This is a genomic window from Rhodoblastus acidophilus (genome assembly GCF_025961575.1).
Classification (GTDB): Bacteria; Pseudomonadota; Alphaproteobacteria; order Rhizobiales; family Beijerinckiaceae; genus Rhodoblastus; species Rhodoblastus acidophilus_C.
The window spans coordinates 1-24,459 of the sequence record NZ_JAOQNX010000024.1 but is presented as its reverse complement, the minus strand read 5'-3'; the positions used below and the strand labels follow the sequence as shown (position 1 = coordinate 24,459).

Below are 24,459 nucleotides of genomic sequence, written 5' to 3'. Positions count from 1 at the left end.
GCAGCCTCCTCGAGTAGCCCTCACCCTGAGGAGCCCGCCTTGGCGGGCGTCTCGGGCGCGCGCGCCAGGGCGGGGGCGGTCCACGGGTTTTTCAGCAGCTTGCTAGACCAGCTCCACCTCCGCCACCCCTGGCAAACTCTTGATCGCATTGGAGACCGCGGGATTGATCGGATATTTGCCGGGCAGCTTAACCTCGACCTCCCGCTCATCCTCGTCAAGCCGAAGCAGAAGCGTGACCTCGCCTTCCGGCTTGCCCTTCAGCCGCTCCGCCAGGATCGGCAGCGCCGCGCCGTCGCGCAGAGCGATCCTCAAACCCTTCTGAATCCGCGCCGCCGCCTCGTCGAGTTTTTCGACGAGGGTGATGCGGGCGCGCACATCCTCGCCGTCGAGCCGCGCGTCCAGCGTCACCAGCACGCACGCGCCTTTTTCAAGCAGTTCGCGGAACTGGTTCAGCCCCTCCTGGAACATGATGGCTTCGTACTGGCCGGAAGCGTCCGACAAAGTGACAATGCCCATCTTGTTGCCGGATTTTGTCCGCCGCTCGGTGCGGTCGAGCACGGTGGCGGCGAGCCGGTCGGCCGACGCCCCCTGTTTCACGGCGCGGGCGAACGACGCCCAATTGCGCACCCGCAATTTTTGCAGCACCGCCTGATAGGAATCGAGCGGATGCCCGGACAAAAAGAATCCGATCGAATCGAACTCGCGCTTCAACCGTTCCTCGGCTGACCAATTGTCCCACTTGCCCAGCCGCAGCGGCTCCGGCTCGCCGCCGCCGAACAAAGCGTTCTGCCCGGCCCGCGCTTCGTCCTGCGCCACATTGGCGTGCGCCAAAACCTTTTCCATCGACGCGAACGCCTTCGACCTATCACGCTCCAGCTCGTCGAACGCGCCGGCAGCAGCAAGACTCTCCAAGACCTTCTTGTTGACCTCGCGCGGGTTCAGCCGCTGCGCCATTTCCGCAAGGCTGACGAATTTTTGCTCCCCCCGAGCCGCCACAAGCGCCGCCGCCTGCCCCTCGCCCACGCCCTTTACGGCGGACAAGGCGTAGCGAATCGTCAGCGCGCCCTCCGGATCGGAGTGAACCTCGAAATCGACGCCGGAAAAATTGATCGACGGCGGCTCGACCTTGATTCCCAGCCGGCGCGCCTCATTGCGGAATTCCGCGAGTTTATCCGTGTTGCTCTTGTCGAGCGTCATCGACGCCGCCAAAAATTCGACGGGATAGTTCGCCTTGCACCAGGCGGTCTGATAGGCGACCAGCGCATAGGCCGCCGCATGGCTCTTGTTGAACCCATAGTCGGCGAATTTCGCCAACAGATCGAAAATTTCGTCAGCCTTGGCTTTTTCCAGACCGCCCTTCACCGCGCCATCGACGAATCGTTCGCGCTGCTTGTCCATCTCCGCCTTGATTTTCTTACCCATGGCGCGGCGGAGCATGTCGGCCTCGCCCAGCGAATAGCCGGACAGGATTTGGGCGATCTGCATCACCTGTTCCTGGTAGATGATGACGCCAAACGTCTCCTTCAGAACGCATTCGATCTTGGGGTGGATGTAGTCGGCGTCCTCCTCGCCGAGTTTCACCGCGCAATAAGTGGGGATGTTGGCCATGGGGCCGGGCCGGTAGAGCGCCACCAGCGCAATAATGTCCTCAAAACGGTCGGCGCGCATTTCGGACAAGGCCTTGCGCATGCCCGCGCTTTCCAGCTGGAACACGCCCACGGTCTCGCCGCGCCCGAGCATTTCGTAAGTCTTGATATCGTCCAGCGGGATTTTCGACAGGTCCACCTCGATCCCGCGCAATTTCAGCAGATTCACGCAGGTTGAAAGAGTCGTAAGCGTTTTCAGTCCCAGAAAGTCGAATTTCACCAGCCCGGCCGGCTCCACCCATTTCATGTTGAACTGGGTGGCCGGCATTTCCGACTTGGGGTCTTGGTAGAGCGGCACCAGCCGGTCGAGCGGCCGGTCGCCGATGACGATGCCCGCCGCATGGGTCGAGGCGTTGGAATACAGGCCTTCGAGCTTTTCGGCGATTTCCAACAGCTTGGCGACTTTCGAATCGCGTTCCGCCTCCTCCTGCAGGCGCGGCTCCGATTCGATCGCCTGTTTCAGCGACACCGGCGCCGCCGGATTCTGCGGCACCATCTTCGCCAGCTTGTCGACCTGGCCCAGCGGCATTTCCAGCACGCGGCCGACATTGCGCAACACGCCGCGCGCCAGAAACGAGCCAAACGTGATGATCTGCGCGACGCGATCTGCGCCATAGCGGCGGCGCACATAGGCGATCACCTCGTCGCGCCGTGTCTGGCAGAAATCGATATCGAAGTCCGGCATGGACACGCGTTCGGGATTCAAGAATCGCTCGAACAGCAGCGAAAAGCGCATCGGGTCGAGATCGGTGATGGTCAGCGCATAGGCGACCAGCGAGCCCGCGCCGGAGCCGCGCCCGGGCCCCACCGGAATCCCTTGCGATTTCGCCCATTTGATGAAGTCGGAGACGATCAAAAAATATCCCGGAAACTTCATCTTCTCGATGATCGACAGCTCGAATTCGAGGCGCTTGTCATAATCCTCCAGCGTCTGGCCCGGCGCGGGGCCGTGGGCGTCGAGCCGCGCCTTCAACCCCGCCACAGCCTGCGCCCGCAATTCGGCGGCCTCATCCGCGCCTTCGGTGAAATTCGGCAGAATCGGCCCGCGGGTTTTCGGCCGGAAGGCGCAGCGCAAGGCGATTTCCACCGTGTTGCGGGTGGCCTCGGGCAGGTCGGCGAACAGCTCCAGCATTTCCGCCCGCGTCTTGAACCGGTGCTCGGGCGTCAGTTTCTTGCGGTTGTCGTCCGACATCAGCGCGCCCTGGGCGATGCACAGCAGCGCGTCATGGGCGTCATGGTCGGATTTGGCGGCGAAATAGGGCTCGTTGGTCGCCACCAGCGGCACGTGGCGGCGATAGGCGACGTCGAGCAGCAGCGGCTCAACCTGCTGCTCCAGCTCCACGCCATGGCGCTGAAGCTCGATATAAAGCCGCTGGGGAAAAAGCGCGACCAGCGCGTCGAGCCGGGTCTCGGCGGCTTCGTCCTTGTGCAGGGCGAGCGCGCGGTCGAGCGGACCGGAGGGACCGCCGGTGAGCGCGATCAAACCCTCGTTCGATTCACGCAATTGCGCGAGCGTCACATGGGCGGCGTCGCCGGGATCGACGCCGGTCCAGGCCGCCGACACCAGCCTCATCAGATTGAGATAGCCGGCCTCGTCCATGGCCAGCAGCACCAGATTGCCGAGCGAGGCGTCGCCCGCCAGCGGCTCGCCGGGGACGCGCAGTGATTCGGCGTCGGCGAAATCGACCGCGAGTTGCACGCCGGCGATCGGCTGAAGCCCCTCCTTCGACGCCTTTTCCGAAAATTCCAGCGCGCCGAACAAATTGTTGGTGTCGGTCACCGCCAGCGCCGGCTGGCCGTCGGCCTCCGCCAGTTTCAGCAGTTTGGCCAGCGGCAGCGCGCCCTCGCGCAGGGAAAAGGCGGTGTGGGCGTGAAGATGAACGAAGCCGACCCGCTCGATCAAATCAGCGATGTGCTGCATCCGCCTCGTCCCCTTCAGGTTGTATCCCGCCCCCCGCACAGCCTGCGAAAGGATCGGGACTGCGACAAAGGATCACAGTTTTTTGTTCCCGTTCCATTGCGCGTGCGTTCCCCTAAACATCGAACGCAAAGTATTTTTTTCCGCAAACGGACAAACGGGCCGAAAATTCATGCGCTTCGGATCAATTGGTCCTGTGGATAACAGCCCGTTTTCTGTGGATGAGCCCAGCGCGAAGCTTGAGGCATGGCGCTGCAAATCCAATCGCTTGGCGACGCCAGCTCATGGAATGAAACACGGGCGCCGCCAAGACATAAGGTTGTGCTTTTACTCCAGCTCAACCAGAAGTCCATTGCGGAGGGTCCAGCGCCGATCCATCCGCGCGGCGAGCTCAAGATTATGCGTTGCGATCACCGCGGCGAGTCCGGTGGCGCGCACCAGCGTCATCAGAGCCGAAAATACTTTTTCCGCCGTCTGCGGATCGAGATTGCCGGTCGGCTCGTCCGCCAGCAGCAGCGCCGGCGCATTGGCGACCGCGCGCGCGATGGCGACCCTCTGCTGTTCGCCGCCGGACAATTCGGAGGGCCGGTGGTTTGCGCGCGCCCCAAGACCCAGATAGTCCAGCAGCTCATAGGCCCGCTCGCGCGCCTCGTGCTTGCTCAAGCCCGCGATCAGCTGCGGCGTCATCACGTTTTCCAGCGCGGTGAATTCCGGCAGCAGGTGATGGAACTGGTAGACAAAACCGATCTTGTCGCGGCGCAAAGCGGTGCGGGCGCGATCGTCGAGTTCCGATGCCACCTCGCCGTCAATGGCGACGACGCCGCCGTCCGGCCGCTCCAGCAGGCCGGCGATATGCAGCAGGGTCGATTTGCCGGCGCCCGAGGGGGCGACCAGGGCCACCGCCTGCCCCGGCCAGAGCATGCCGTCGGCGCCGCGCAAGATTTCGAGGAACCCGTCCCCTTCGGGATAGCGGCGGGTGACGCCGTTGAGGGCGAGGACCGGAAGGGACTCATTCATGGCGCAGCGCCTCAACGGGATCGAGCCGCGCCGCCCGCCAGGCGGGATAGATGGTGGCGACGAAGGACAGGCCGAGCGTGAGCAGGGCCACGCCGACGACTTCGCTCTTCTCCACCACGGTCGGCAATTGCGACAGACCAAAATAATATTGCGCCGGGAACAGGTTCAAGCTGAAGGCGCGATTGAGGAACTGGCGGACGTCGTCGAGATGCAGCGCCAGCGGCACGCCCAGCACCACGCCGAGCGTCACCCCGATCAGGCCGATGGCGACGCCGGTCAGAATGAAAATGCGCAGCACCGCGCCGCGCGACGCCCCCATGGTGCGCAGGATGGCGATCTCGCGGGTCTTGTCCTTCACCAGCAGCACCAGCCCCTGCACGATCAGCAGCGAGGCCACGGCGACGATAATGCTGAGAATCAGGAAAATGGCGTCGCTCTCGACCTTGAGCACGTCAAAAAAACCTTTGTTGCGCTGGCGCCAGTCGGTGAGAATGTTGGGGCGCTCGATGGCCTGTTCGATCTTCATGCGCACGTCGTCCATATGGGCGGGATCGTCGACGAATCCCTGGATGACGCTGACCTCGCCGGGCTTGTTGAAGAAGGCCTGGGCCTCCTCCAGAGGCAGATAGACGAACAGCTGGTCGAAATCGGACAGGCCGAACTGGAAGATCGCCTTGACCGGATAGGCCTTCATGCGCGGCGTCACGCCGAACGGGGTTTGCGCCCCCTTGGCGGTGAGCACGGACACGGTGTCGCCGACGCGCACGCCGAGATTGTCGGCCATGCGCTGGCCGATGGCGATGCCGACCGAGGAATCGAAATCCTCCAGCGTCCCCTGGCGCACATTGCCGGCCATGCCGGGCAGGCGCTTCAGATCCTCGCCGGAGACGCCGCGCACCAGCGCGCCGGTCTGCTGGGTCGGCGAGGATATGCCGGCCGGGCTCTCGACCATGGGGATGGCGCGCTTGACGCCGGGAATTTTTTCCAGCTGCGCCGCGACCTCCTTGTAGTCGGTCATCGGCGTGTCGATCGGCTGCAGGAAGAAATGGCCGTTGCCGCCGATGATCTTGCTCATCAGTTCGACGCGCATGCCGTTCATCACCGCCATGACGACGATGAGCGCCATCACGCCAACGGTGATGCCGGTGACGGACAGCCCGGCGATGGCCGAGGGCAGGAAACGATGCTTTCGCGCGCGCATGTAGCGCAGGGCGAGCATGCGTTCATAGGCGCCGAAAGGCGTGGCTTTGGGTCTGTTCAGCAGCGGATTCATCGCGCTCCGGTTTCTTCAGCTTTGCGCGAGTTAGGCGTGAATTGCGGGCAAAAGAAGACCTTTTGTGCGCGATTCGGGCGTTCGTCACAATGCCGGAAATCCTTTATCATTTTAAACCCGCATTTTAGGTTTTTCCCCAAGCGGGCGGCAATCTGACCCTGCGACAGTGGCTTCGGACCAGAACGGAGCCCGAAGACATGTCCAACGTCCGCCTGCAGGAAATCGCGCTGCTGCCGCTCGACCAGCGCGCCGCGCATATTGCGCGGCTGTTCGCGGAAAGCGGCGAGCCGCTCGCGCCGCGCCGGCCGGCGACGCGCGGCCGTGTCGAACGGCTGGCGCGCGTGATCGGCGAATGGGCGCATCCCCGGCGGCTGCCGATCGCGCTCACCGCCCTCGCCGCCCTGACGCGCGCTTTCCTGTTCGACTCGAAACCCATGTCGCTCGGCCGCGCGCCGGAGCGCGCCGACGGGTTCTGCGGGCTGTCGCCGACGCCCGACGCCGATTCGGCGCTCGATCTCTATGCCCGCGGCCTCTATTTCGAGGCCTTTCCGGGCCTCGCCTCGCTGTGGTCGCCGCCCAAGCGCGCCATCGTGCGGGCGGGGGCGCTTCACGTCCCGGGCTGCGCCGACTGCCGCGCCCTGGAGCTGCGGCTCGACTGCGATTTCGAGCGCCTGCTCGACCTCTGCGAGGCGCAAACCTCCGGCGCCGGGCGCCGTCCGCCGGGCCGGACCCATTTGCGCGAATTGTTCGGCCGCGGCCTCGCCCATGCGCTGGAGATGCGCGAGGGCGAGCAGACCTGCGCGGCGATCATCGGCGTTGCGGTGGGCGGCGTCTTCACCGTGGAGTGCTTTTTCGCCAGCAGTCGCCCGGCCTTCGCCTTCGCCGTCGCGGAACTGGCGCAACGCCTGGAGGACCGGCATTTTCTGGCGATGGATTTTCGCACCCCCTCGCCGCACCTCAACGGCCTGCCGATCGAGATCTTGGCGCGCCAGGATTTTGACGCCCTTTTGGCGGAGCCCGGCGGCGCGCGCCCCGGCCGCTGGCGCGACGGGGAGTCCGCGCGCCCGGCGCGCCAGGCGGCGTAACGGAGCCCCATTCGGGGCCGCTCATCCAGTGACGGCGCCCTCCTTCTCCCCTTGCGGGAGAAGGTGGCGCGCGAAGCGCGACGGATGAGGGGTTCGTTCATGACCCAAAGGTAGCCCCTCAGCCCTTCCGGATCAGCACCGCAACATAAAACCCGTCGACATCGTGGCGCGCCGGGGTCAGCCGCAGACCGGGGCCATGGGGCGAGGCCGCGCCCTCCAGCCCGTCCAGCCCTGCCAGACGAAGGCTGTCGCCAGCGCTTTCGCAGGCAAAATCGGGATTTTGCGACAGGAAGGCCGCGACCCTGTCCTCATTCTCCTCGCACAACAGCGAGCAGGTGACATAGACCAGCCGCCCGCCAGCCTTCACAAACGCAGCGCCTTTCGCCAGAACCTCGTCCTGCGCCGCCTGCCGCTGCTCGAGCGCGCCAGGGCGCATCCGCCATTTGGCGTCGGGATTGCGCCGCCAGGTGCCGACCCCGGTGCAGGGCGCGTCCACGACCACCAGATCGCATTGACCGTCGAGATCGGCGACCGGATCGTTCTTTCCGCGCGGCGCGCGCACGACAACGTTTTTCGCCCCCGCCCGCTCCAGGCGCGGAAAGATCGGGGTGAGTCGCCGGCCATCGGAATCGGTGGCGAAAAGCTCGCCGCGATTGTCCATGGTCGCCGCGAGCGCCAGAGTCTTGCCGCCGCCGCCCGCACACAAATCCAAAACCTTTTCGCCCGGCGCGGCGCGGCACAAAGCGGCGGCGAGTTGCGAGCCCTCATCCTGAATCTCGATCATGCCCCGCGCGTAAGCCGGCTCAGCGTCGAGCGCCGCGCCCCGACCGGCCGCCCCCTGCGGGATGCGCAGGCCGAACGGCGCGGAACGACAGGTCTGCGCGCCCAGATGCTCGAGTTCGACCAGCATTTCCGGCCGCGTCGCCTTGAGCGTGTTGACGCGCAGATCGAGCGGCGCGCGGGTGGCGAGCGCCCGGCCTTGCGCCACCGCCTCGTCGCCGAAGGCGCGGGAGAAATGCGGGCCGAGCCATTCCGGATAATCGCCGAGCACCCAGTCCGGCGCGCCCTCCAGATTTTGCGCGGCGAGACTTTGGCGCTCCGCCTCGTTCAGCGGCGCGGGCGCGTGGCCGATTCCGGAAAACTGGCCGGCAATCTCATCAACACTCATGTCCCGCGCGAAAAACAGCGCGCCGATCATTTCCGCACGCGGCGTTTCGGATTTCATCAGAAAGCGGGCGGAGGCGCGGCGGCGCAAGGCGTCATAGACCAGCGAGGCGATGGCGGCGCGGTCCTTGGAGCCGGCGAATCGGTGCGACAGCCCCCAATCCTTCAGCGCATCGGAGGCCGGGCGGCGGCGGCTTTCCAGATCGCCAAGGATTTCGATCGCAGCGGAGATGCGGGCGGAAGGATGCATGAAGGGAGCTCGCGGTTTGTCTGCGCCCGTCTTTTCACGAAGATGCGAGCCGCGCAACGCCCGTCCGCACCCATCGCACAACCTATTGATCCCGTTGACTTTGCCAACTCGGCCTCCGCAATCATGCGCCTTGCCTTGAACGCGGCGGAAGCGCAGATTGACGATGGAGGCTAAGACCTCCGTTTTGCGCTTCGAAGGAGTTGCCTGATGCGTCTCATTCGTTTTCTGCTGCTCGCCGTGACGCTCGGCCTGGCGGCGCCAACACTCACGCCTGATTCAGCAAAGGCCGCTCCAGTCGCCGCGTCCAGTCTCGGCAAGCAAACGCTCGCCTCCGATCTCATCGAACAAGCCCGCGTCTATTGCTACAACCGCTACACCGGCCGTTTCCTGCACTGGGGCCCCTGCTATCGCCGCCATTATTATCGGCCGCGCTATTATTATCGCCCCTATTACAGACCCTATCGGCATTACTACTACCGCCCGCACCGCCACTACTATCACCGCCACTATTATTGGTGAGCGGAAGCGCAAACGAACGCCGCCGGACCTCCGGCGGCGTTTTCATGAGCAGGACTCACGCTTTCCAGGGCAGCAGATCGACGCTCTTGTCGGTCAGCCAGGGGCGCGACGCGTTGAGCTTGCCGCCGTTGAGAATGATCTCGTATTTCTCCAGATAGCCGCGCGCCATGGCCGTCGCATTGAAAGACTCCCGCGCATAATCGTGGCAGCGGCGGGGATCGAAGGCGTTGTCGCGGACAGCGCGGGCGAGTTCGGACGCCGAGGTTGAGAGAAAACCGACTTCGCCTCCCACCAGTTCGGGAAGCGAGCCATAGGGCGTTCCGAACACCGGACAGCCGAAATACAGGCTTTCGATCACCACCAGCCCAAACGGCTCGGTCCAGCGAATCGGATAGATCAGGCCGCGCGAACCATTGAGCAGACGGGATTTCTTCTCGCCGCCGACCATGCCGTTGAAGCCGATGCTCGGCCAGGGGGTGAAGCGGAAGCCGCGCCGGAAATTGAGCCGCCTTCCGCCCAAAACTTCGAGCCGCTCGCCGGCGGCGCGGGCGACGTCAATGGCGCCGCGCACGTTCTTCTCCGGCGCCGCCGCCTTGGCGAGGAAATGATAGTAATCGCGCCGCCGGGCGAAATCGACGGGGCCGTAAGCGTCCCAATCCAGGCCATTATAGACATATTGGTCGGAATTGTGCCGCGCCGCCTGGTCCTTCGAGATGAACACGGTGTTGAGAAACCGGTGAGTCGGCGCCGTGGTGGCGTTGCCGTGCTCGGTCATCAGGAACGGCAGATCGAAATCCGTATCGGCGTCGAAATCCGGCAGAGTCTGGACATGAACGATGTCGACATGGCGCGGAATCTGCGGTTTCAGCGGTTTTTTCCGGTCAAGCGGCAGCACGTCGGCGAAATCGCAGCGCGACCCCGGCCGCGCCAAAAAAGTCACTTTATGGCCGAGCCGGACCAGCGCCTTGCCGAGATCCCAAACCACGCGCTCGGTGCCTCCATAGGCGAACACCGGAATGATTGCGTTGTGGACGAGAAGCACATGCATGGCGAAAACCGGCGAAACGAAAAAAAATTTAGCCTAAGACCCCAGTTCCCCAGCGCCGAAGGGGACTGGATCGCATGGCGCGGACGCGGCCGCCGGAAATGGCGGCGCTTCAAAGGCGCAATGCGTTCCTGTCCCCGATCCCGTTACAGCCCGGTCGGATAATTCGGGCTCTCGCGGGTGATCGCCACATCATGGACGTGGCTTTCGCGCAGGCCCGCGCCGGTGATGCGGACGAATCGCGCCTTCTGCTGGAACTCGGCGATGTTCGGCGCGCCGACATAGCCCATGGCGGCGCGCAGACCGCCGGCGAGCTGGTGCAGAATCGGTCCCACCGGACCGCGATAAGGCACCTGCCCCTCGATGCCCTCGGGAACCAGCTTGAGCGAATCGCGCACGTCCTGCTGGAAATAGCGGTCGGCGGAGCCGCGCGCCATCGCGCCGACCGAGCCCATGCCGCGATAGCTCTTGAACGAGCGGCCCTGGTACAAAAACACTTCGCCGGGCGCCTCTTCGGTGCCGGCCAGCAGCGAGCCGATCATGACGACATCGGCGCCGGCGGCGATCGCCTTGGCGAGGTCGCCGGAATATTTGATGCCGCCATCGGCGATCACGGGCACGCCGGCCTTCCTCGCCTCGCTCGCGGCTTCCATCACGGCGGTCAGCTGCGGCACGCCGACGCCCGCGACAATGCGGGTGGTGCAGATCGATCCCGGGCCGATGCCGACCTTGATCGCGTCGGCGCCGGCGTCGATCAGCGCCTTGGCGCCCTCGGCGGTCGCGATATTGCCGGCGATCACGCCGACGCTGTTGGAGATTTTCTTGATCCGCGTGACCTGGTCGAGCACGCTCTGCGAATGGCCATGGGCGGTATCGATGACGATGCAGTCCACGCCCGCGTCGATCAACAGCTCGGCGCGCTCATAACCCTTGTCGCCCACGGTGGAGGCGGCGGCGACGCGCAGGCGTCCGGCCTCGTCCTTGGCGGCTTCCGGATGCTGGGTGGCCTTTTCAATGTCCTTGACGGTCACCAGACCGACGCAGCGATACTCGTCGTCGACGACCAGCAGCTTTTCGATGCGGTTCTGGTGGAGCAGGCGGCGCGCCTCGTCCTTGGCGAAACCCTCGGCCACGGTGACGAGTTTCTTGGTCATCAGCTCGGAAATCGGCTGCGCCATGTTTTCGGCGAAACGCACGTCGCGGTTGGTGACGATGCCGACCAGCTTTCCGGAAAAACCTTCGCCGCGCTCGACCACCGGAATGCCGGAAATGGAATGGCGCTTCATCAGCGCCAGCGCGTCCGCCAGGGTTTCGTCGGGATGGATGGTGATGGGATTGACCACCATGCCGCTTTCATAGCGCTTGACCTTGCGCACTTCCTCGGCCTGCAGCTCGGGCTCGAGGTTGCGGTGGATGACGCCCAGACCGCCGGCCTGCGCCATGGCGATGGCGAGGCGGGCTTCGGTGACCGTGTCCATGGCGGAGGAAATGATCGGCAGGTTCAGGGTCACGCCGCGCGTCAAACGGGTCTGGATGGTCACGCCGGAGGGCATGACTTCCGAATGCCCCGGACGCAGCAGCACGTCATCGAAGGTCAGGGCTTCCGTCAGAACGGGGATATGGGTCAAGGCCAGCTCCGGATTTGGGCGCCATGCACGGAAAAGTGCGGCGGCGGCGGTTGAGGTGAGTTGGCGGGTGCTCATAGCATCTCATCGGCGGCAAACCAACAGAATTTGGCGCGCACGCCGCGCCTTTCATCGCAAGGCCCATCAATTTGACACCTTCTGCGCGCTGATGACAGTGTAAGACACACGCTGACAGCCGGACCCGCCGATGCCCACGACTTCACTGACGACCCGCCGATGCCCACGACTTCACTGACGACCCGCCTCGATCAGGATTTGAAGACCGAACTCGAGCGGATCGCCCGGTTCGACAAGAGGTCGGTCTCGTTCATGACCAACCAGGCGATTCGCAACCTGGTGGAGGAGCGTCGGGCGACCCGCGACCTGATCGCGACCGGGCTGGCCCTCAAGGAAAACAACGTGGAAGGCGTTTCCAGCGACGCCGTTCACGACTGGCTTCTGTCCTACGAAGACGCCCCGTTTCCGAAAGCCTAAGGCCGGATGGGCGTAAAATATCTTCCGACCGCCGCGTATGGCCTCAGGTGGATGCGACGGTATTATCGAGAGAATCCGCAACTCGATCTCAAGGCCGCCGCCGCCGCGTTGAAGCACGCCGAGCGGACGCTGGTTGAATTTCCCTTTAGCGGCGAACGCTACGAGGATTTTGAAGAGGTGAGGGAGCGCCAGATATCTGGAACGTCATTCTCTCTCCTCTACACTGTGTCCTCGGAAACGATTTGGATCATCGACGTGCGTGATGTCAGGGGCAATCGCAGCGCAGAGGCGCTGCGCGAATTCATCAAGACCGTGCGCCGCGAGAATAATCTGTAATGCGAGATCAAGGTTCGATCTCCCGCCCCCGCCCTTTCATCACCCCACTGATCGTCGCCTGCGCCCTGTTCATGGAGAATTTGGACTCCACGATCGTGGCCACCTCCCTGCCCGCGATCGCCGCCGACCTGCACCAGGACCCGATCGCGCTAAAACTGTCGATGACCTCCTACCTGCTGGCGCAGGCGGTGTTCATCCCGGCGTCGGGCTGGGCGGCGGACCGGTTCGGCGCCCGCACGGTGTTTCGCGCGGCGATTCTCGTCTTCACCCTCGGCTCGATTCTCTGCGGCCTGTCGAGCAGCCTGCCGCAATTCGTCGCCGCGCGAATCGTCCAGGGCTGCGGCGGCGCGATGATGGCCCCCGTCGGGCGACTCGCGCTGATGCGCTCGGTCGAGCGCAGCGAATTGGTCCGGGCGCTCGCCTGGCTCACCATTCCCGCGCTGATCGGCCCGATGCTCGGGCCGCCGGTGGGCGGCTTCATCTCCACTTACTTTCATTGGCGTTGGAATTTCTGGATCAACGTCCCCATCGGCCTCGCCGGCATGGTGCTGGTCAGCCTGTACATTGGCGAGTTTCGCCAGGAAAACCCCGCCAAATTCGATTCGCGCGGCTTCCTTCTCTCCGCCATCAGCCTGTCCAGCCTGATCTTCGGGCTGACCGTGCTCGGGCGCGGCTTCATCCCTCTTCCCGCCGCCGGCGCGCTGGTCCTGTTTGGCCTGATCGGTCTCCTTCTCTACGTGCGCCACGCGCGCACGGCGACCAATCCGATTCTCGATCTCAGCCTGTTCAAGGTGCGCACCTATCGCGCCAGCGTCATCGGCGGCTCGCTGTTCCGGATCGGCGCGGGCGCGACGCCCTTCCTGCTGCCGCTGATGCTGCAACTGGGATTCGGCATGTCGCCGTTCGAATCGGGCCTCACCACCTTCGTCTCCACGGCGGGGGCGTTGATCATGAAGGCGACGGCCGCAAGCGTGCTGCAAAAATTCGGATTTCGCGCCACGCTGCTGATCAACGGCGTGCTGTCGAGCCTGTCGCTCGCCGCCGTCGGCCTGTTCGGCCCGGATTCGCCGCACGCCCTGCTGATGGCGGCGCTGTTTGTCGGCGGCTTCTTCCGCTCGCTGCAATTCACCGCAATGAACGCGCTCGCCTATGCCGACATCACGGAGACGCGCCTGAGCAAGGCCACCAGCTTTTACGCGGTGGCGCAGCAACTCGCGCTTTCGGCGGGGGTCACGGTCGCGGCGGGGGCGCTGGAAATCGCCCGCGAACTGTCGGGCGGCGCGCTCGGCGCTGCACAGTTTCCGCCGGCCTTTTTCGGCGTCGCCTTGGTCTCGGCGGCGGCTTTGCTGGCTTTTCTGCCGCTTCCCGGAAACGCCGGTGCGTATTTATCCGGCCACAGACAGAATATTAAGGATGATGCGACATGATCATGTGGCGTTCGCGCAACACCACCTCGAAATCAACGGGGGCGCCCGAGACTCCGCTAGGCATGCGCGTCGGTAGAGCGTAGTTTCAGGCAAGTTCAATGGACTGACGCTGTCAGCCTCAATAAGTGGAAACCTTGTCATGTTGAAAAAGATCGTTCCTGCGTTCGCCGCGATCCTGATCGCCGCTCCCGCGCTCGCCGCTGACCTGCCCTCGCGCAAGGAAGCCCCCGTCTACATCGCTCCCGTTCCCGTCTTCTCCTGGACCGGCTTCTACATCGGCGCCGACATCGGCGGCGGCTGGAGCGAAGTGAACGCCAAGCCGTACGACCTGTTCGGCAACTACATCGGCAACAACGTCAACACCAGCGCCGCTGGCGTCGTTGGCGGTGGCCGCATCGGCTATAACTACCAGTTCAACCAGTTCGTGATCGGCGTCGAAGGCGACTTCTACGGCACCAGCATCGGCAAGACCACCAACTATGCCGCTCCGTTCTACGGCTACTATTCGAGCACCAAGACCAACCAGGATTGGCTGGCTTCGGTCAACGGCACCCTCGGCTACGCCATCGACCGCACCCTGATCTACGTCATCGGCGGTGTGGCTTGGGCCGGCGCCTCCGCGACCTGGAACAGCACCCTGTTCCCGGCCTATTCTTTCAACATCAACCACACCTACACCGGCTACGACGTCGGCGGCGGCGTGCAGTACGCCTTCACCCCGAACTGGATCGGCCGCGTCGAATATCGCCACTATGGCTTCGGCTCCTGGAACTACGGCGGCAACGCCGTCCTGTCCCGCACCAACGCGACCCTCAACAACAACGTCTTCACCGTTGGCGTGAGCTACAAGTTCGGTGGCCCGGCCGCCGCTCCGGTCGTCGCCAAGTACTGAGTTCGTCTCAGTCTGCAAAGACATTGTCCGCGACCCCACGGGGTCGCGGATTTTTTTTGCGCCGCACGCATCGAACGGCGCGCCAAGTCTCGTGTCTCTTTTCAGCCACACTGTTTAAGAATCCCTACACTGGCCTCAACCACATCTAGGTCTTGGTCAGGCTCAAGTGTATGTTAACTCCAAGTAGAGTCTTACAACGCTATTCACGGAACCTTCCTTATGCTGAAACGCTTCGCCCCCGCCCTCGCCGCTCTGGCCATGGCCGCCCCGGCCGTCGCCGGCGACCTCCCCAGCGTGAAGGATGCTCCGCTTCCTCCGCCGGTCGTGTTCCCCTATGACTGGACCGGCGTCTATGTCGGCGCCGATCTCGGCGGCGCCTGGGCCCAGGGCAAGTACACCCGCGGCGTGCTCAACAACACGCGGAACGCCAGCTCCATCATGGGCGGCGGCTTCGTCGGCTACAACCGTCAGATCGGCAGCTTCGTCCTCGGCGTTCAAGGCGACGTCCAGGGCCTGGGCGTCGACACGAACGGTCTCGTGTTTGGCTATAAGCAAAACCTGCTCGCCGCGCTCAACGGCCGTCTCGGCTTCGCCTTCGACCATGTGATGGTTTACGCCATCGGCGGCGTCGCCTTCTCCGACACCAAGGTCTCGAATGTCGGCGGCACCTATGCCGATTCGAACGTCGGCTACGACGTTGGCGGCGGTCTCGAATACGCCTTCCTGCCCAACTGGACCGTGCGCGGCGAGTATCGCTATTACAACTTTGGCACGTTCAATGGGACTTACGGCCCCGTCGCCGCCCCGGTCAACTTTGGCTTCCAGAAGACCGACAACACGTTCAACATCGGCGTCGCCTACAAGTTCGGCCTCCCGGCTCCGGCTCCGGTCGTCGCCAAGTACTGAGTTTTTCTCAGTCCAGCGAAACGCATAGACTTATCCGCGGCCCCCTTGGCCGCGGATTTTTTATTTGTCATCTTCGGGGATGGGATCGAAAGGCGGCCCGCTCATATGAGCGACGAGCGCGCAATTGCGTTCGGTTTATACCTAACAATACATTAGAGCATTTTCGAGCGAAGTGGATGCCGGTTCGCGTGAAGAAAATGCGTCAAACCAAAAAGTTAGAGCGCGTTCGGTGAACGGGAGTTCACCGAACGCGCTCTGGCCCTCACCCCGCGGAGCCCGCGTCAGCGGGCGTCTCGAAGGGCGGGGGCGGCCACGGTTTTTTTTAGTAAGCCTTACAAAACCCGTCAGCGGGCGCCGCGAAAACCGGTCGCCAGCACGTAGAGTTCGGAGGAATCAGCCCGGCTCGCCTGCGGCTTGACGTGGCGGACGAGGGCGAAATCGCGCTTGAGCTGGGTGACCAGTTCGCCGGTTTCCCCGCCCTGAAACAGCTTGCAGAGGAAGTAACCTCCGGGCGCCAAAACTTCGCCGGCGAAGGCTGCGGCGAGTTCGGCGAGATGGACGATCCGCAGGTGATCGGTGCGCTTGTGGCCGGTGGTGTTGGCGGCCATGTCGGAAATCACGCCATCGGCCTCGCCGCCCAGCATGGTTTTCAACAGCTCGGGCGCCTCATCGGCCAAGAAATCCTGAACCGCGAATGCAACGCCGGGAATCGGCTCGATGTCCAGGAGGTCGATGCCGACGACCTTGCCCTTGCCGTCCACGGATTTCACCTTTTTCGCCGCGACCTGCGACCAGCCGCCCGGCGCCGCGCCGAGATCGACGATTTTTTGCCCAGGCTTGAGCAAATGGTATTTTTCGTCGATCTCGATCAGCTTGAAGGCCGCGCGGGACCTCAAACCCTCGCGCTTGGCGCGGGCGACATAGGGATCGTTGAGCTGGCGCTGTAACCAGAGGGTCGAGGCCAAGGTGCGCTTGCGCGCGGTTTTCACGCGGATCTTGAGGCCCCGGCCGCCTTCGCCGCCCGAACCGCCGCCGGAAGATTTCGTCAAAGTGAGTTTCCGTCAGGCAAAACTTTTGTCCGCCCGCATCAACTCCAGAAGCATGCCTTCGCGCAACCCCCTGTCGGCGATGCGGATGCGTTCGGAGGGGAAACAGCGGCGAATGCCCTCGAGAATCGCGCAACCCGCCAGCACCAGATCGGCGCGGTCCGGCCCAATGCAGGCGTTCCGCGCCCGTTCCGAATAGGACATGCCGCGCAGCCGGTTCATCACCGTGTCGATCTCGGCATGGGACATCCACAGGCCGTCGACGCGGCGCCGGTCATAGCGGGCGAGATTGAGGTGGACGCCGGCCAGCGTGGTGACCGTCCCGGACGTGCCGAGCAGATGGAAGCGACCGCAGCGCTCCTCCTGGGCGGAGCGCGCGAGAAAATGCTGCAATTCGGACACGACCAGTTCGGTCATCGCGGTGAATTGCTTGAAACTGACTTCGGCGCCGCCGAATTTTTCGGCCAAAGTCACCACGCCGAGCTGGAGCGAGGTCCAGTGCCGCACCTGCCCGTCCGGTTGCCCCTCCTTCTCGGCGCGCCCCGGCGAAAGCCAGACGATTTCCGAGGAGCCGCCGCCGATGTCGAACAACAGAACGCTCTTGGCCGCGGTGTCGGCCAGGGCCGCGCAGCCGGCGGCGGCGAGGCGGGCCTCGGTCTCCCGGCTGATGATTTCGAGCTCCAGGCCGGTCTGCTCGCGCACGCGGGCGACGAATTCCCCGCCGTTCTCGGCGGCGCGACAGGCCTCGGTGGCGATCAGCCGGGCGCGGGAGACGTCGCGCGCCGCCATTTTGTCGCGGCAGACCAGCAGCGCGTCGATGGTGCGGCTGATGGCGGCTTCCGACAGCCGCCCGCTCTGCGCCAGACCCTCGCCGAGCCGCACGATTCGGGAGAAAGCGTCGATGATGCGAAAAGATTCGGAGCCCGCGTCGCGGATCGGGCGCGCGACCAGCAGGCGGCAATTGTTGGTGCCGAGGTCGAGCGCCGCATAAACCCCTTTCCGCACCTCACGGGAAGCGGAATCGCCGAGGCGGGCGAGACGCATCGCCGCCGACCCGCCAACGAAGCTTCCCGCTTCAGTCGCGCCCAAGGATGTCAAACCTCTCTCCCCCCACGCGCCCTTGCAATGAGCGCAATCTTTAACATCGTACCATATTCCTTGCAGTCCGGGCCCGACAAGACTTTTCGCAGTCTCCTCGCCCGGCGCGTCGAACAATTTCCGGGCAGGCCGCGTTGGGTGTGCAGCGCAGCACCCCGGAGACGCCCATGAAAGCCCTAAACCTGATCACGCTCATCCTCATCATCGTCGGCGGCCTGAATTGGGGCCTTGTCGGCCTCACCGACGCCAATTTTGTGACGGGAATCGCGTCCCTGTTCGGAAGCGCCCAGAACGCCGTCGCCAAGCTGATCTATGTGATCGTCGGCCTGTCCGCGGTCTATCAAATCGCGCCGCTGTCACAGGCCTTTTCGGTTGGCGAAGTGTCCGCCGAACGCGGCCGGTACTGAAATGACCTCCCAAAACAGAGCCGCGCGCGTTTTTTGGCGCGCGGCCTCTTTTTCCTCAATCGATCGCCAGAGATTTCAATTTCCTGTGCAGCGCCGAGCGCTCCATCCCGATAAATTCGGCGGTGCGTGAAATATTGCCGCCGAACCGGTTGATCTGCGCCACCAGATATTCGCGTTCAAAAACCTCGCGCGCCTCGCGCAGCGGCAGGCCCATCAGCTTCTCGCCGCCGGCGCCGCCGGGCGTGGAGGGCACCAGCGCGCCGATCTCCTGCGGCAGCATTTCCGCGGTGATCTCAGCGTCCGGCTCGCCGCCGGTGAGAATCATCAGCCGCTCCACATTGTTGCGCAATTGGCGGATGTTGCCCGGCCAGTCATGGGATTGCAGCACCGCCATGGCGTCCTCGGCGATGCGCCGCTTGGGCAGGCCGGAATTGGCGGCAAGCTGGTCCATGAAGAAGGTGATCAGCTCAGGAATGTCCTCGCGCCGCTCCGACAGCGAGGGCACGCGGATCGGCACCACGGACAGGCGATGGAACAGGTCTTCGCGAAACAAGCCTTCGGCGATCAGGCGCGGCAGGTCGCGCGCCGTCGAGGAGATGACGCGCACATCGACATGGACGCGGGTCGTCCCCTCCACACGCGTAAAATTCTGGTCGACCAGCACGCGCAGGATTTTGGCCTGGGTGTCGCGCGGCATATCGGCGACCTCGTCGATATAGAGCGTGCCGCCATGGGCCTCCTCCAGCGCCCCGGTTTTCCGCGGCCGGCCGTCGCGCGCCTCGACGCCGAACAGCTCTGTCTCCATGGTCTCGGCGGCGATCGCCGCAGCGTTGATCACCACAAACGGGCCGCTCGCCCGGCTCGACGCCGCATGAATGGCGCGGGCGGCCAATTCCTTGCCGACGCCGGGGGCGCCGGAAATCAGGATGCGGGAATTGGCCGGCGCCACCTTTTCGATGAGCTGGCGCAGATGCTGCAAAGAAGCGGAATGGCCTGACAGCGTGGTCACCGCGGCGCTGCGCGCCTTCAATTCGCTGACCTCGCGCTTCAGCCGCGAATTTTCCAGCGCCCGCTCCGCCACCAGCACCAGCCGGTCGGCCTTGAACGGCTTTTCGATGAAATCATAGGCCCCGTGGCGGATGGCGGTGACCGCCGTCTCGATATTGCCATGGCCGGAGATCATCACGATCGGCAGGGTTTCATGGTGGCGCTTGACGTTCTCCAGCAATTGCAGCCCGTCGAGCTTGGACCCCTGCATCCAGATGTCCAAAAAGATCATCGAGGGGCGGCGCGCCTCGATCGCGGCGAGCGCCTCGTCGGAATTGCGCGCCGTGCGCGTCGAATAGCCCTCATCCTGGAGGATGCCGGAGACAAGTTCGCGAATGTCCGCTTCGTCGTCGACGATCAGAATGTCATGCGCCATGATCCACCTGGCTGGGCTTGTTTAAGGGGAAGTGCAGGCGCACCAGCGCGCCCTGCCCCGAGGTCGCGTCGAGCAGCTCGATGCCGCCGCCGTGGTCCTCGAAAATCTTTTGGACGATGGGCAGGCCGAGGCCGGTGCCCTCCTTGCGCGTCGTCATATAGGGCTCGAGCAGGCGCGCCCGGTTTTCGCGCGGAAAACCCTTGCCATTGTCCTCGACGTCAATGATCGCCTGTCCCTCCTCGAAGCGCAGGCTGACGACGATTCTTGGCAGCCGATCCTCCATCTCGGTGGCGGCAATGCCCTCGGTGGCGTTCTTCACCACATTGGTCAGCGCCTGCGACACCAGCCGCCGGTCGAAGCGCATCCTTTGCGGCCCCTCGGGCAGATGGTCGACAATCTCGATGTCCGGGTGGCCCACCCGCATCAGGAACAGCACCTGTTCGATGCAGGCGCGCAAATCGTCGTCCTGCAATTGCGCCTTGGGCATGCGCGAGAACGACGAGAATTCGTCCACCATGCGCTTGATGTCGTCGACCTGGCGGATGATCGTGTCGGTGCACTGATCGAAAATATCCTTGTCGTTGACGATCACCCGCCCGTATTTGCGCTTCAACCGCTCGGCGGAAAGCTGAATGGGGGTGAGCGGGTTCTTGATCTCATGGGCGATGCGCCGGGCGACATCGGCCCAGGCCGAGGTGCGCTGCGCGGTGACGAGGTCCGTCATATCGTCGAGCGTGGCGACAAAGGTGCGGTCGCCGCGATTGAGCGGCCCCGGCGCGATGCGGACATTGTAGATGCGCTCGCGCCCCGCGCGGGTCATCTGCATCTGCTTTTGCGTGAGCCGGGCGTGGCCGCCCCGGGCTTCGTCAAGAATGGGCTCCAGTTCCGGCATGATCTCCGCCACCGGTTTGCCTACCCCCTCCTCGTCGCCGATCAGGTCGCGGGCGGAGGGATTGGCGACGGTAAGATCGCCGCGCGCGCCCACCCCCAGCACCGCCACGGGCACGCCGGAGAGCACGGCCTCGGTGAACAGCCGGCGCTCGTCGAGCATGTGGTTGGCGGCGATCAGCCGGTTCTGCTGCAAGCGCAGCTCGGTGGTCATCTTGTTAAAGGTTTCGCCGAGATGGGCGAGGTCGCCTTCCGCCGCGCGCACCGGCACCTGCACATAGAAATTGCCGGCGGTGACCTGATCGGTCGCCGCGATCAGGCGGCGGATCGGCGCCACCAGCAGGTTGGTGAAGGCGAGACCGAGCCAGACGGCGGACAGCAGCAGGATGGCGGCGAGCAGGCCGAACATGATGGCGAAGGTGAGCTGCAGATTGTGCCGGTGCGCCTCGAAGGCCCCGAACAGGTCGACCAAAGCCTTGGCCTGTTTGGGAAATTCGATGGTGAACGGATTGATGGGACGGCTGGCGTAGAGGAACACATCCGAAAAAGCCGGCAGCGGCCGCAGCGCGACGAAATTGCGGCCCTCATTGGGGATCAGGCACAAAGGCTCGTTCTTGGCGGCGTCGTCGAAATCGGCGGGCTGCGGCTTGACGATCTGGTCGGGGCGCCCGCTCGCGACATCGGCCTGCTCGACAATGGTCCCGTCGCGCTTGATCAAAGCGGCGGCCGTGAACCCCAGAAATTTGGCGCGGGAGGAAAAGAACTCCTTGAACAGGCCGCGGTCGGCGTCGAACATCGGCTTGCCGCGGTCGAGATCGCCAGCGGTGAGCTGCGCCTCCTGCAACAGCGACCGGCACTGGTCCTCCTTGAACAGGTCGGCGGCTTCGGTCGCGCCACCGATAAAACCCCTGACGTCGCGCATAAAAGCGGGGTTCAAGGTGCGATCGAGCGTCACCGAGCCGACAATGGCCATGGACAGAGCGGGGACCGCGGCGATCACCGCAAACAGCGCGACAATGCGGATATGCAGGCCGGCGGCGGCGGTCTTGGCCCGCCAGGCGCGCACCAGAATCGCGGTCTCGAAGGCGACCAGCAGGACCAGCAGCAGCAGGACGCCGAAATCGACCAGGAAGAGGATGGTGACTTTTTCGTCGGTCGGCGTGATCGGCGTCAGGCCAGCGAAGATCAGGAAGGACGCGACCGCGCAGAAAATGGCGAAGGTGACGATGAAGGGGCCGAGTCGCGGCAGCAGACGGCGCTCGCTGCGGCGCTGCTTGCGCATCTCCTCCCGTTCGCCCGTGCCGATCATCCCGCCCGCAAATCTTGTTCGTTTGCTCTCGGCTCAAGCCATAGCCGAGGCTCCGATTCGTTGCAATAATGCAACGCTGTTGCTTCTTTGCGACAGGATAAGGGCAAAAAAAAGATCAGCGCAACAGGGATTTCAGCTCGACCGTTGAATCGGCGATCTGCTCGGGCGCCGGGGTCAGGCTGGCGTCGAGCAGCCGGCGGGCGAGCAGATGGTCGCCGGGGCGGTTGACCGATTCGACCGACACAAGCTTTTCGCCGCAATAATTGAACAGGGAGAAGGCGTTTTCGCTTTGGGCGCGCGCGACCTGAAGGTCGAAGCCGGCCGATAGCCCCGCCATCTGCAATTTCACGTCATATTGGTCCGACCAGAACCAGGGCGTGGCGACAAAGGGTTTTGAGCGCCCCATCAGCGCGGCGGCGGCGGCCTTGCCCTGCTCCACCGCGTTCTGCACGCTTTCCAGCCGGAGCATCACGCCATCGGCGCGCCGGAACACGGTGCAATCGCCGGCCGCGACCACATTTGCCGCAGAGGTTCGGGCGCAGGCGTCGACAATAATGCCCCGGTCGCAGGCGAGCCCCGCGGCGGCGGCGGTGGCGTCATTGGCGCTAGCGCCGATGCCGAACACAACCAGATCCGCCTTGAACCCGCCGCCATTTGCGAGCGCCACGGCGCTGACGGCCTCGGAGCCCTCGAGCCCGGCGACCTGCGCGCCAAAATGCAGTTCCACCCCTTTGGCGCGGTGCGTGTCGGCGAAGAACTCCGAAATTCTTGGGGTCACGGCGCGGGCCATGAGACGGTCCTGCGCCTCCAGCACCAGCGCCTCCACGCCTTTCTTCCGCGCGGCGGCGGCGACTTCCAGACCGATGAAGCCGCCCCCGACCACCACCACCCGCTTGGCCATACCGAGCCGAGCGGAAATTTCGCGCGCATCCTTCAGCCCGCGCAACACGCAGACGCCAGGCAAATCGGCGCCTTCAAGTTTTGGAAGGCGGGCGCTGGCGCCGGTGGCGAAAGCGAGCCCGGTCCAGTCCAGCGTCTCGCCCTCCGCCAGGGTGATTTTTCGCGCGGCGATGTCCACATGGGCGACATGGACGCTAAGCCGCAGATCAATGCCCTTGGCGGCGAAAAAATCGTGACCGCGCAGCGTGAGTTTTTCGGTCGCGGTCTCGCCGGCGAGCCAGGCTTTGGACAAGGGCGGCCGCTGGTAGGGCGCGACGCCCTCCTCGCCGAGCAGCAGGATTTCGCCTGCAAACTGCTCCGCCCGAAGGCTTTCCGCGATCTGCAGCCCCGCCTGCCCCGCGCCGATGATGATGATCCGCTCGCCCATGCGCAAAACCTGCTGCAACCCGGTCGTCATGACCGGGCTTGTCCCGGTCATCCACGCCGTCATGGAACAGCCGATACGGCGGCGTCAGGAACGACGTTTCGTCCCGTCCTGCGCAACCGAGGCGGCAGCCCCGCGTGGATGCCCGGCACAAGGCCGGGCATGACGCGCCCTCTTGAACCGAGTTTTCTCCTACCTGATCGCGGGCTTAAGCGCAAAAATCGGCTAGGCGCGGCGCAGGACCGGCGCTAGCCTGCCGCGCCCCGGAGGATTTATGCACAAAATCGTCTTTCTCGACGCGAAAACCCTGGCGCCCGGCGTCAGACTGCCGAAGCCAAAATTTCCGCATCGCTGGATCAACCACGAATCCACGGCGCCGGATCAGCTGGCCGCGCATGTCGGCGACGCCGAGATCGTCGTGGTCAACAAGGTGCGGATCGGCGCGCGCGAGCTCGACGCCCTGCCCGGCGTGAAACTGATCGCCATCTCGGCCACCGGCCACGACAATGTCGATGTTTCCGCCGCGCGCGCGAAAAACGTCGGGGTGACCAACATCCGCGGCTATTCCGTGGGCGCGGTGCCCGACCACGTGTTCGCGCTGATTCTGGCGCTCAGCCGCAACATCCTGGCTTACGCGAACGCCGTGGGCGCCGGCCGCTGGCAGGAGGCCGGCCAGTTCTGCTTCCACGATTTTCCGATTTTCGATCTCTCCGGCAAACGGCTGGGCCTGATCGGCTCGGGCTCGCTGGGGTCGCGCGTCGCCGAGATCGGCCGCGCCTTCGGCATGGATGTGGTGTTCGCGGCCCGCAGAGGCGCGCCGGCCAGCGAGGGCCGGATCGCCTTCGACGAATTGCTCGCGACGTCAGAGGTGATCTCACTGCATTGCCCGCTCAACGCGGAAACGGAAAACCTGCTGTCGGACCGCGAATTCGCGCTGATGGCGAAAAAGCCGCTGCTGATCAACACGGCGAGAGGTGGCATTGTCGACGAGGCGGCGCTGGAGCGCGCCCTCGACGCCGGCCATGTCGCCGGCGCCGGCATTGACGTGACCCGCCCCGAGCCGCCGCCCGCCGACAGCGCGATCATGCGGCTGGCGCAGCGCCCCAACGTGCTGGTGACGCCCCATGTCGGCTGGGCCAGCCTGGAGGCGCAGCAGACGCTGCTGGACCAGCTTGGCGAGGTCCTGGAAAGTTTTGTCGCGGGCGGAAGGATGAACCGCCTGGATTGACACCAGGGGACTGGATCGAATTGCGACGTCAGGCGCAATTCGATCCTGTCCTGTCTGGACGGCGCCCCTAGATCAAGGGTTTTCTTGGCGTGGTATGAACATTTCGGGTGCGGTCATGTCTCCGGCCTGTGGATGCGA

Annotated in this window: 20 protein-coding genes; 9 read left to right on the top strand and 11 right to left on the bottom strand. The window is 64.4% G+C overall.

Annotated elements, in window-relative coordinates; genetic code table 11:
• Positions 1–102 precede the first annotated feature (102 nt).
• The 3 genes from dnaE to M2320_RS16475 form a co-directional block, all read right to left on the bottom strand.
• Positions 103–3,567, bottom strand: coding sequence for a DNA polymerase III subunit alpha (gene dnaE / locus M2320_RS16485; protein WP_264598210.1), 3,465 nt, complete (start codon positions 3,565–3,567; stop codon positions 103–105).
• A gap of 324 nt (positions 3,568–3,891) precedes the next feature.
• A complete protein-coding gene (locus M2320_RS16480) occupies positions 3,892–4,581 on the bottom strand; it encodes an ABC transporter ATP-binding protein (protein WP_264598209.1) in 690 nt (229 codons plus the stop codon).
• Entirely contained in the window at positions 4,574–5,854 is a 1,281-nt protein-coding gene (locus M2320_RS16475) for a lipoprotein-releasing ABC transporter permease subunit (RefSeq protein WP_264598208.1), read from the bottom strand. The genes M2320_RS16480 and M2320_RS16475 overlap by 8 nt, the downstream gene beginning before the upstream one ends.
• Before the next feature lie 197 nt (positions 5,855–6,051).
• On the opposite strand from M2320_RS16475, the gene M2320_RS16470 reads away from it, so the two are divergent.
• The gene (locus M2320_RS16470; RefSeq protein ID WP_264598207.1) at positions 6,052–6,939 is read left to right on the top strand and encodes a hypothetical protein; all 888 of its coding nucleotides are present in this window, start codon (positions 6,052–6,054) and stop codon (positions 6,937–6,939) included.
• A gap of 118 nt (positions 6,940–7,057) precedes the next feature.
• Here M2320_RS16470 and M2320_RS16465 read toward each other — a convergent pair whose 3' ends face one another.
• The gene (locus M2320_RS16465) at positions 7,058–8,353 is read right to left on the bottom strand and encodes an RsmB/NOP family class I SAM-dependent RNA methyltransferase (RefSeq protein ID WP_264598206.1); all 1,296 of its coding nucleotides are present in this window, start codon (positions 8,351–8,353) and stop codon (positions 7,058–7,060) included.
• A 207-nt stretch (positions 8,354–8,560) separates the two neighbouring features.
• On the opposite strand from M2320_RS16465, the gene M2320_RS16460 reads away from it, so the two are divergent.
• Positions 8,561–8,872: a hypothetical protein gene (locus M2320_RS16460; protein ID WP_264598205.1), complete on the top strand. Its 312-nt coding sequence runs from the start codon at positions 8,561–8,563 to the stop codon at positions 8,870–8,872.
• A 55-nt stretch (positions 8,873–8,927) separates the two neighbouring features.
• Here the strand turns inward: M2320_RS16460 and M2320_RS16455 are convergent, their stop codons facing one another.
• Both M2320_RS16455 and guaB read right to left on the bottom strand, forming a co-directional pair.
• Positions 8,928–9,920, bottom strand: a complete 993-nt coding sequence (locus M2320_RS16455) for a glycosyltransferase (protein WP_264598204.1) — start codon at positions 9,918–9,920, stop codon at positions 8,928–8,930.
• A 143-nt stretch (positions 9,921–10,063) separates the two neighbouring features.
• Entirely contained in the window at positions 10,064–11,545 is a 1,482-nt protein-coding gene (gene guaB, locus M2320_RS16450; RefSeq protein ID WP_264598203.1) for an IMP dehydrogenase, read from the bottom strand.
• Positions 11,546–11,779: 234 nt separating this feature from the next.
• Here guaB and M2320_RS16445 point away from each other — a divergent pair, with 234 nt between their 5' ends.
• From M2320_RS16445 to M2320_RS16425, 5 genes are all read left to right on the top strand, one after another.
• On the top strand, positions 11,780–12,037 hold the full coding sequence (locus M2320_RS16445; RefSeq protein ID WP_264598202.1) for a CopG family ribbon-helix-helix protein: 258 nt from the start codon (positions 11,780–11,782) through the stop codon (positions 12,035–12,037).
• Between the two features lie 6 nt (positions 12,038–12,043).
• Positions 12,044–12,373 (top strand): type II toxin-antitoxin system RelE/ParE family toxin, encoded by a 330-nt coding sequence (locus M2320_RS16440; RefSeq protein ID WP_264598201.1) that lies wholly within the window; start codon positions 12,044–12,046, stop codon positions 12,371–12,373.
• Positions 12,373–13,800, top strand: coding sequence for a DHA2 family efflux MFS transporter permease subunit (locus M2320_RS16435; protein WP_264598200.1), 1,428 nt, complete (start codon positions 12,373–12,375; stop codon positions 13,798–13,800). The genes M2320_RS16440 and M2320_RS16435 overlap by 1 nt, the downstream gene beginning before the upstream one ends.
• A gap of 139 nt (positions 13,801–13,939) precedes the next feature.
• Positions 13,940–14,692 (top strand): outer membrane protein, encoded by a 753-nt coding sequence (locus tag M2320_RS16430; RefSeq protein ID WP_264598199.1) that lies wholly within the window; start codon positions 13,940–13,942, stop codon positions 14,690–14,692.
• A 219-nt stretch (positions 14,693–14,911) separates the two neighbouring features.
• Entirely contained in the window at positions 14,912–15,598 is a 687-nt protein-coding gene (locus M2320_RS16425) for an outer membrane protein (RefSeq protein ID WP_184427946.1), read from the top strand.
• A 344-nt stretch (positions 15,599–15,942) separates the two neighbouring features.
• Here the strand turns inward: M2320_RS16425 and M2320_RS16420 are convergent, their stop codons facing one another.
• Together M2320_RS16420 and M2320_RS16415 are read right to left on the bottom strand one after the other, a co-directional pair.
• Positions 15,943–16,647 carry an RlmE family RNA methyltransferase gene (locus M2320_RS16420; protein WP_184427945.1) on the bottom strand — a complete coding sequence of 235 codons (705 nt, stop codon included), beginning with the start codon at positions 16,645–16,647 and terminating at the stop codon, positions 15,943–15,945.
• A 12-nt stretch (positions 16,648–16,659) separates the two neighbouring features.
• A complete protein-coding gene (locus M2320_RS16415; RefSeq protein ID WP_264598198.1) occupies positions 16,660–17,688 on the bottom strand; it encodes a Ppx/GppA phosphatase family protein in 1,029 nt (342 codons plus the stop codon).
• Between the two features lie 221 nt (positions 17,689–17,909).
• Between M2320_RS16415 and M2320_RS16410 the strand changes: the two genes are divergently transcribed.
• A complete protein-coding gene (locus M2320_RS16410; RefSeq protein ID WP_184427943.1) occupies positions 17,910–18,149 on the top strand; it encodes a DUF378 domain-containing protein in 240 nt (79 codons plus the stop codon).
• A 55-nt stretch (positions 18,150–18,204) separates the two neighbouring features.
• Here M2320_RS16410 and M2320_RS16405 read toward each other — a convergent pair whose 3' ends face one another.
• The 3 genes from M2320_RS16405 to M2320_RS16395 all read right to left on the bottom strand — a co-directional run bounded on the left by M2320_RS16405 (position 18,205) and on the right by M2320_RS16395 (position 23,147).
• Positions 18,205–19,572: a sigma-54-dependent transcriptional regulator gene (locus M2320_RS16405; RefSeq protein WP_264598197.1), complete on the bottom strand. Its 1,368-nt coding sequence runs from the start codon at positions 19,570–19,572 to the stop codon at positions 18,205–18,207.
• Entirely contained in the window at positions 19,562–21,769 is a 2,208-nt protein-coding gene (locus M2320_RS16400) for a sensor histidine kinase NtrY-like (protein WP_264598196.1), read from the bottom strand. Before M2320_RS16400 ends, M2320_RS16405 begins: the two co-directional genes overlap by 11 nt.
• Positions 21,770–21,884: 115 nt before the next feature.
• On the bottom strand, positions 21,885–23,147 hold the full coding sequence (locus M2320_RS16395; RefSeq protein ID WP_264598195.1) for an NAD(P)/FAD-dependent oxidoreductase: 1,263 nt from the start codon (positions 23,145–23,147) through the stop codon (positions 21,885–21,887).
• A 220-nt stretch (positions 23,148–23,367) separates the two neighbouring features.
• On the opposite strand from M2320_RS16395, the gene M2320_RS16390 reads away from it, so the two are divergent.
• The gene (locus tag M2320_RS16390) at positions 23,368–24,321 is read left to right on the top strand and encodes a D-2-hydroxyacid dehydrogenase (protein WP_264598194.1); all 954 of its coding nucleotides are present in this window, start codon (positions 23,368–23,370) and stop codon (positions 24,319–24,321) included.
• The last annotated feature ends 138 nt before the right edge of the window (positions 24,322–24,459 follow it).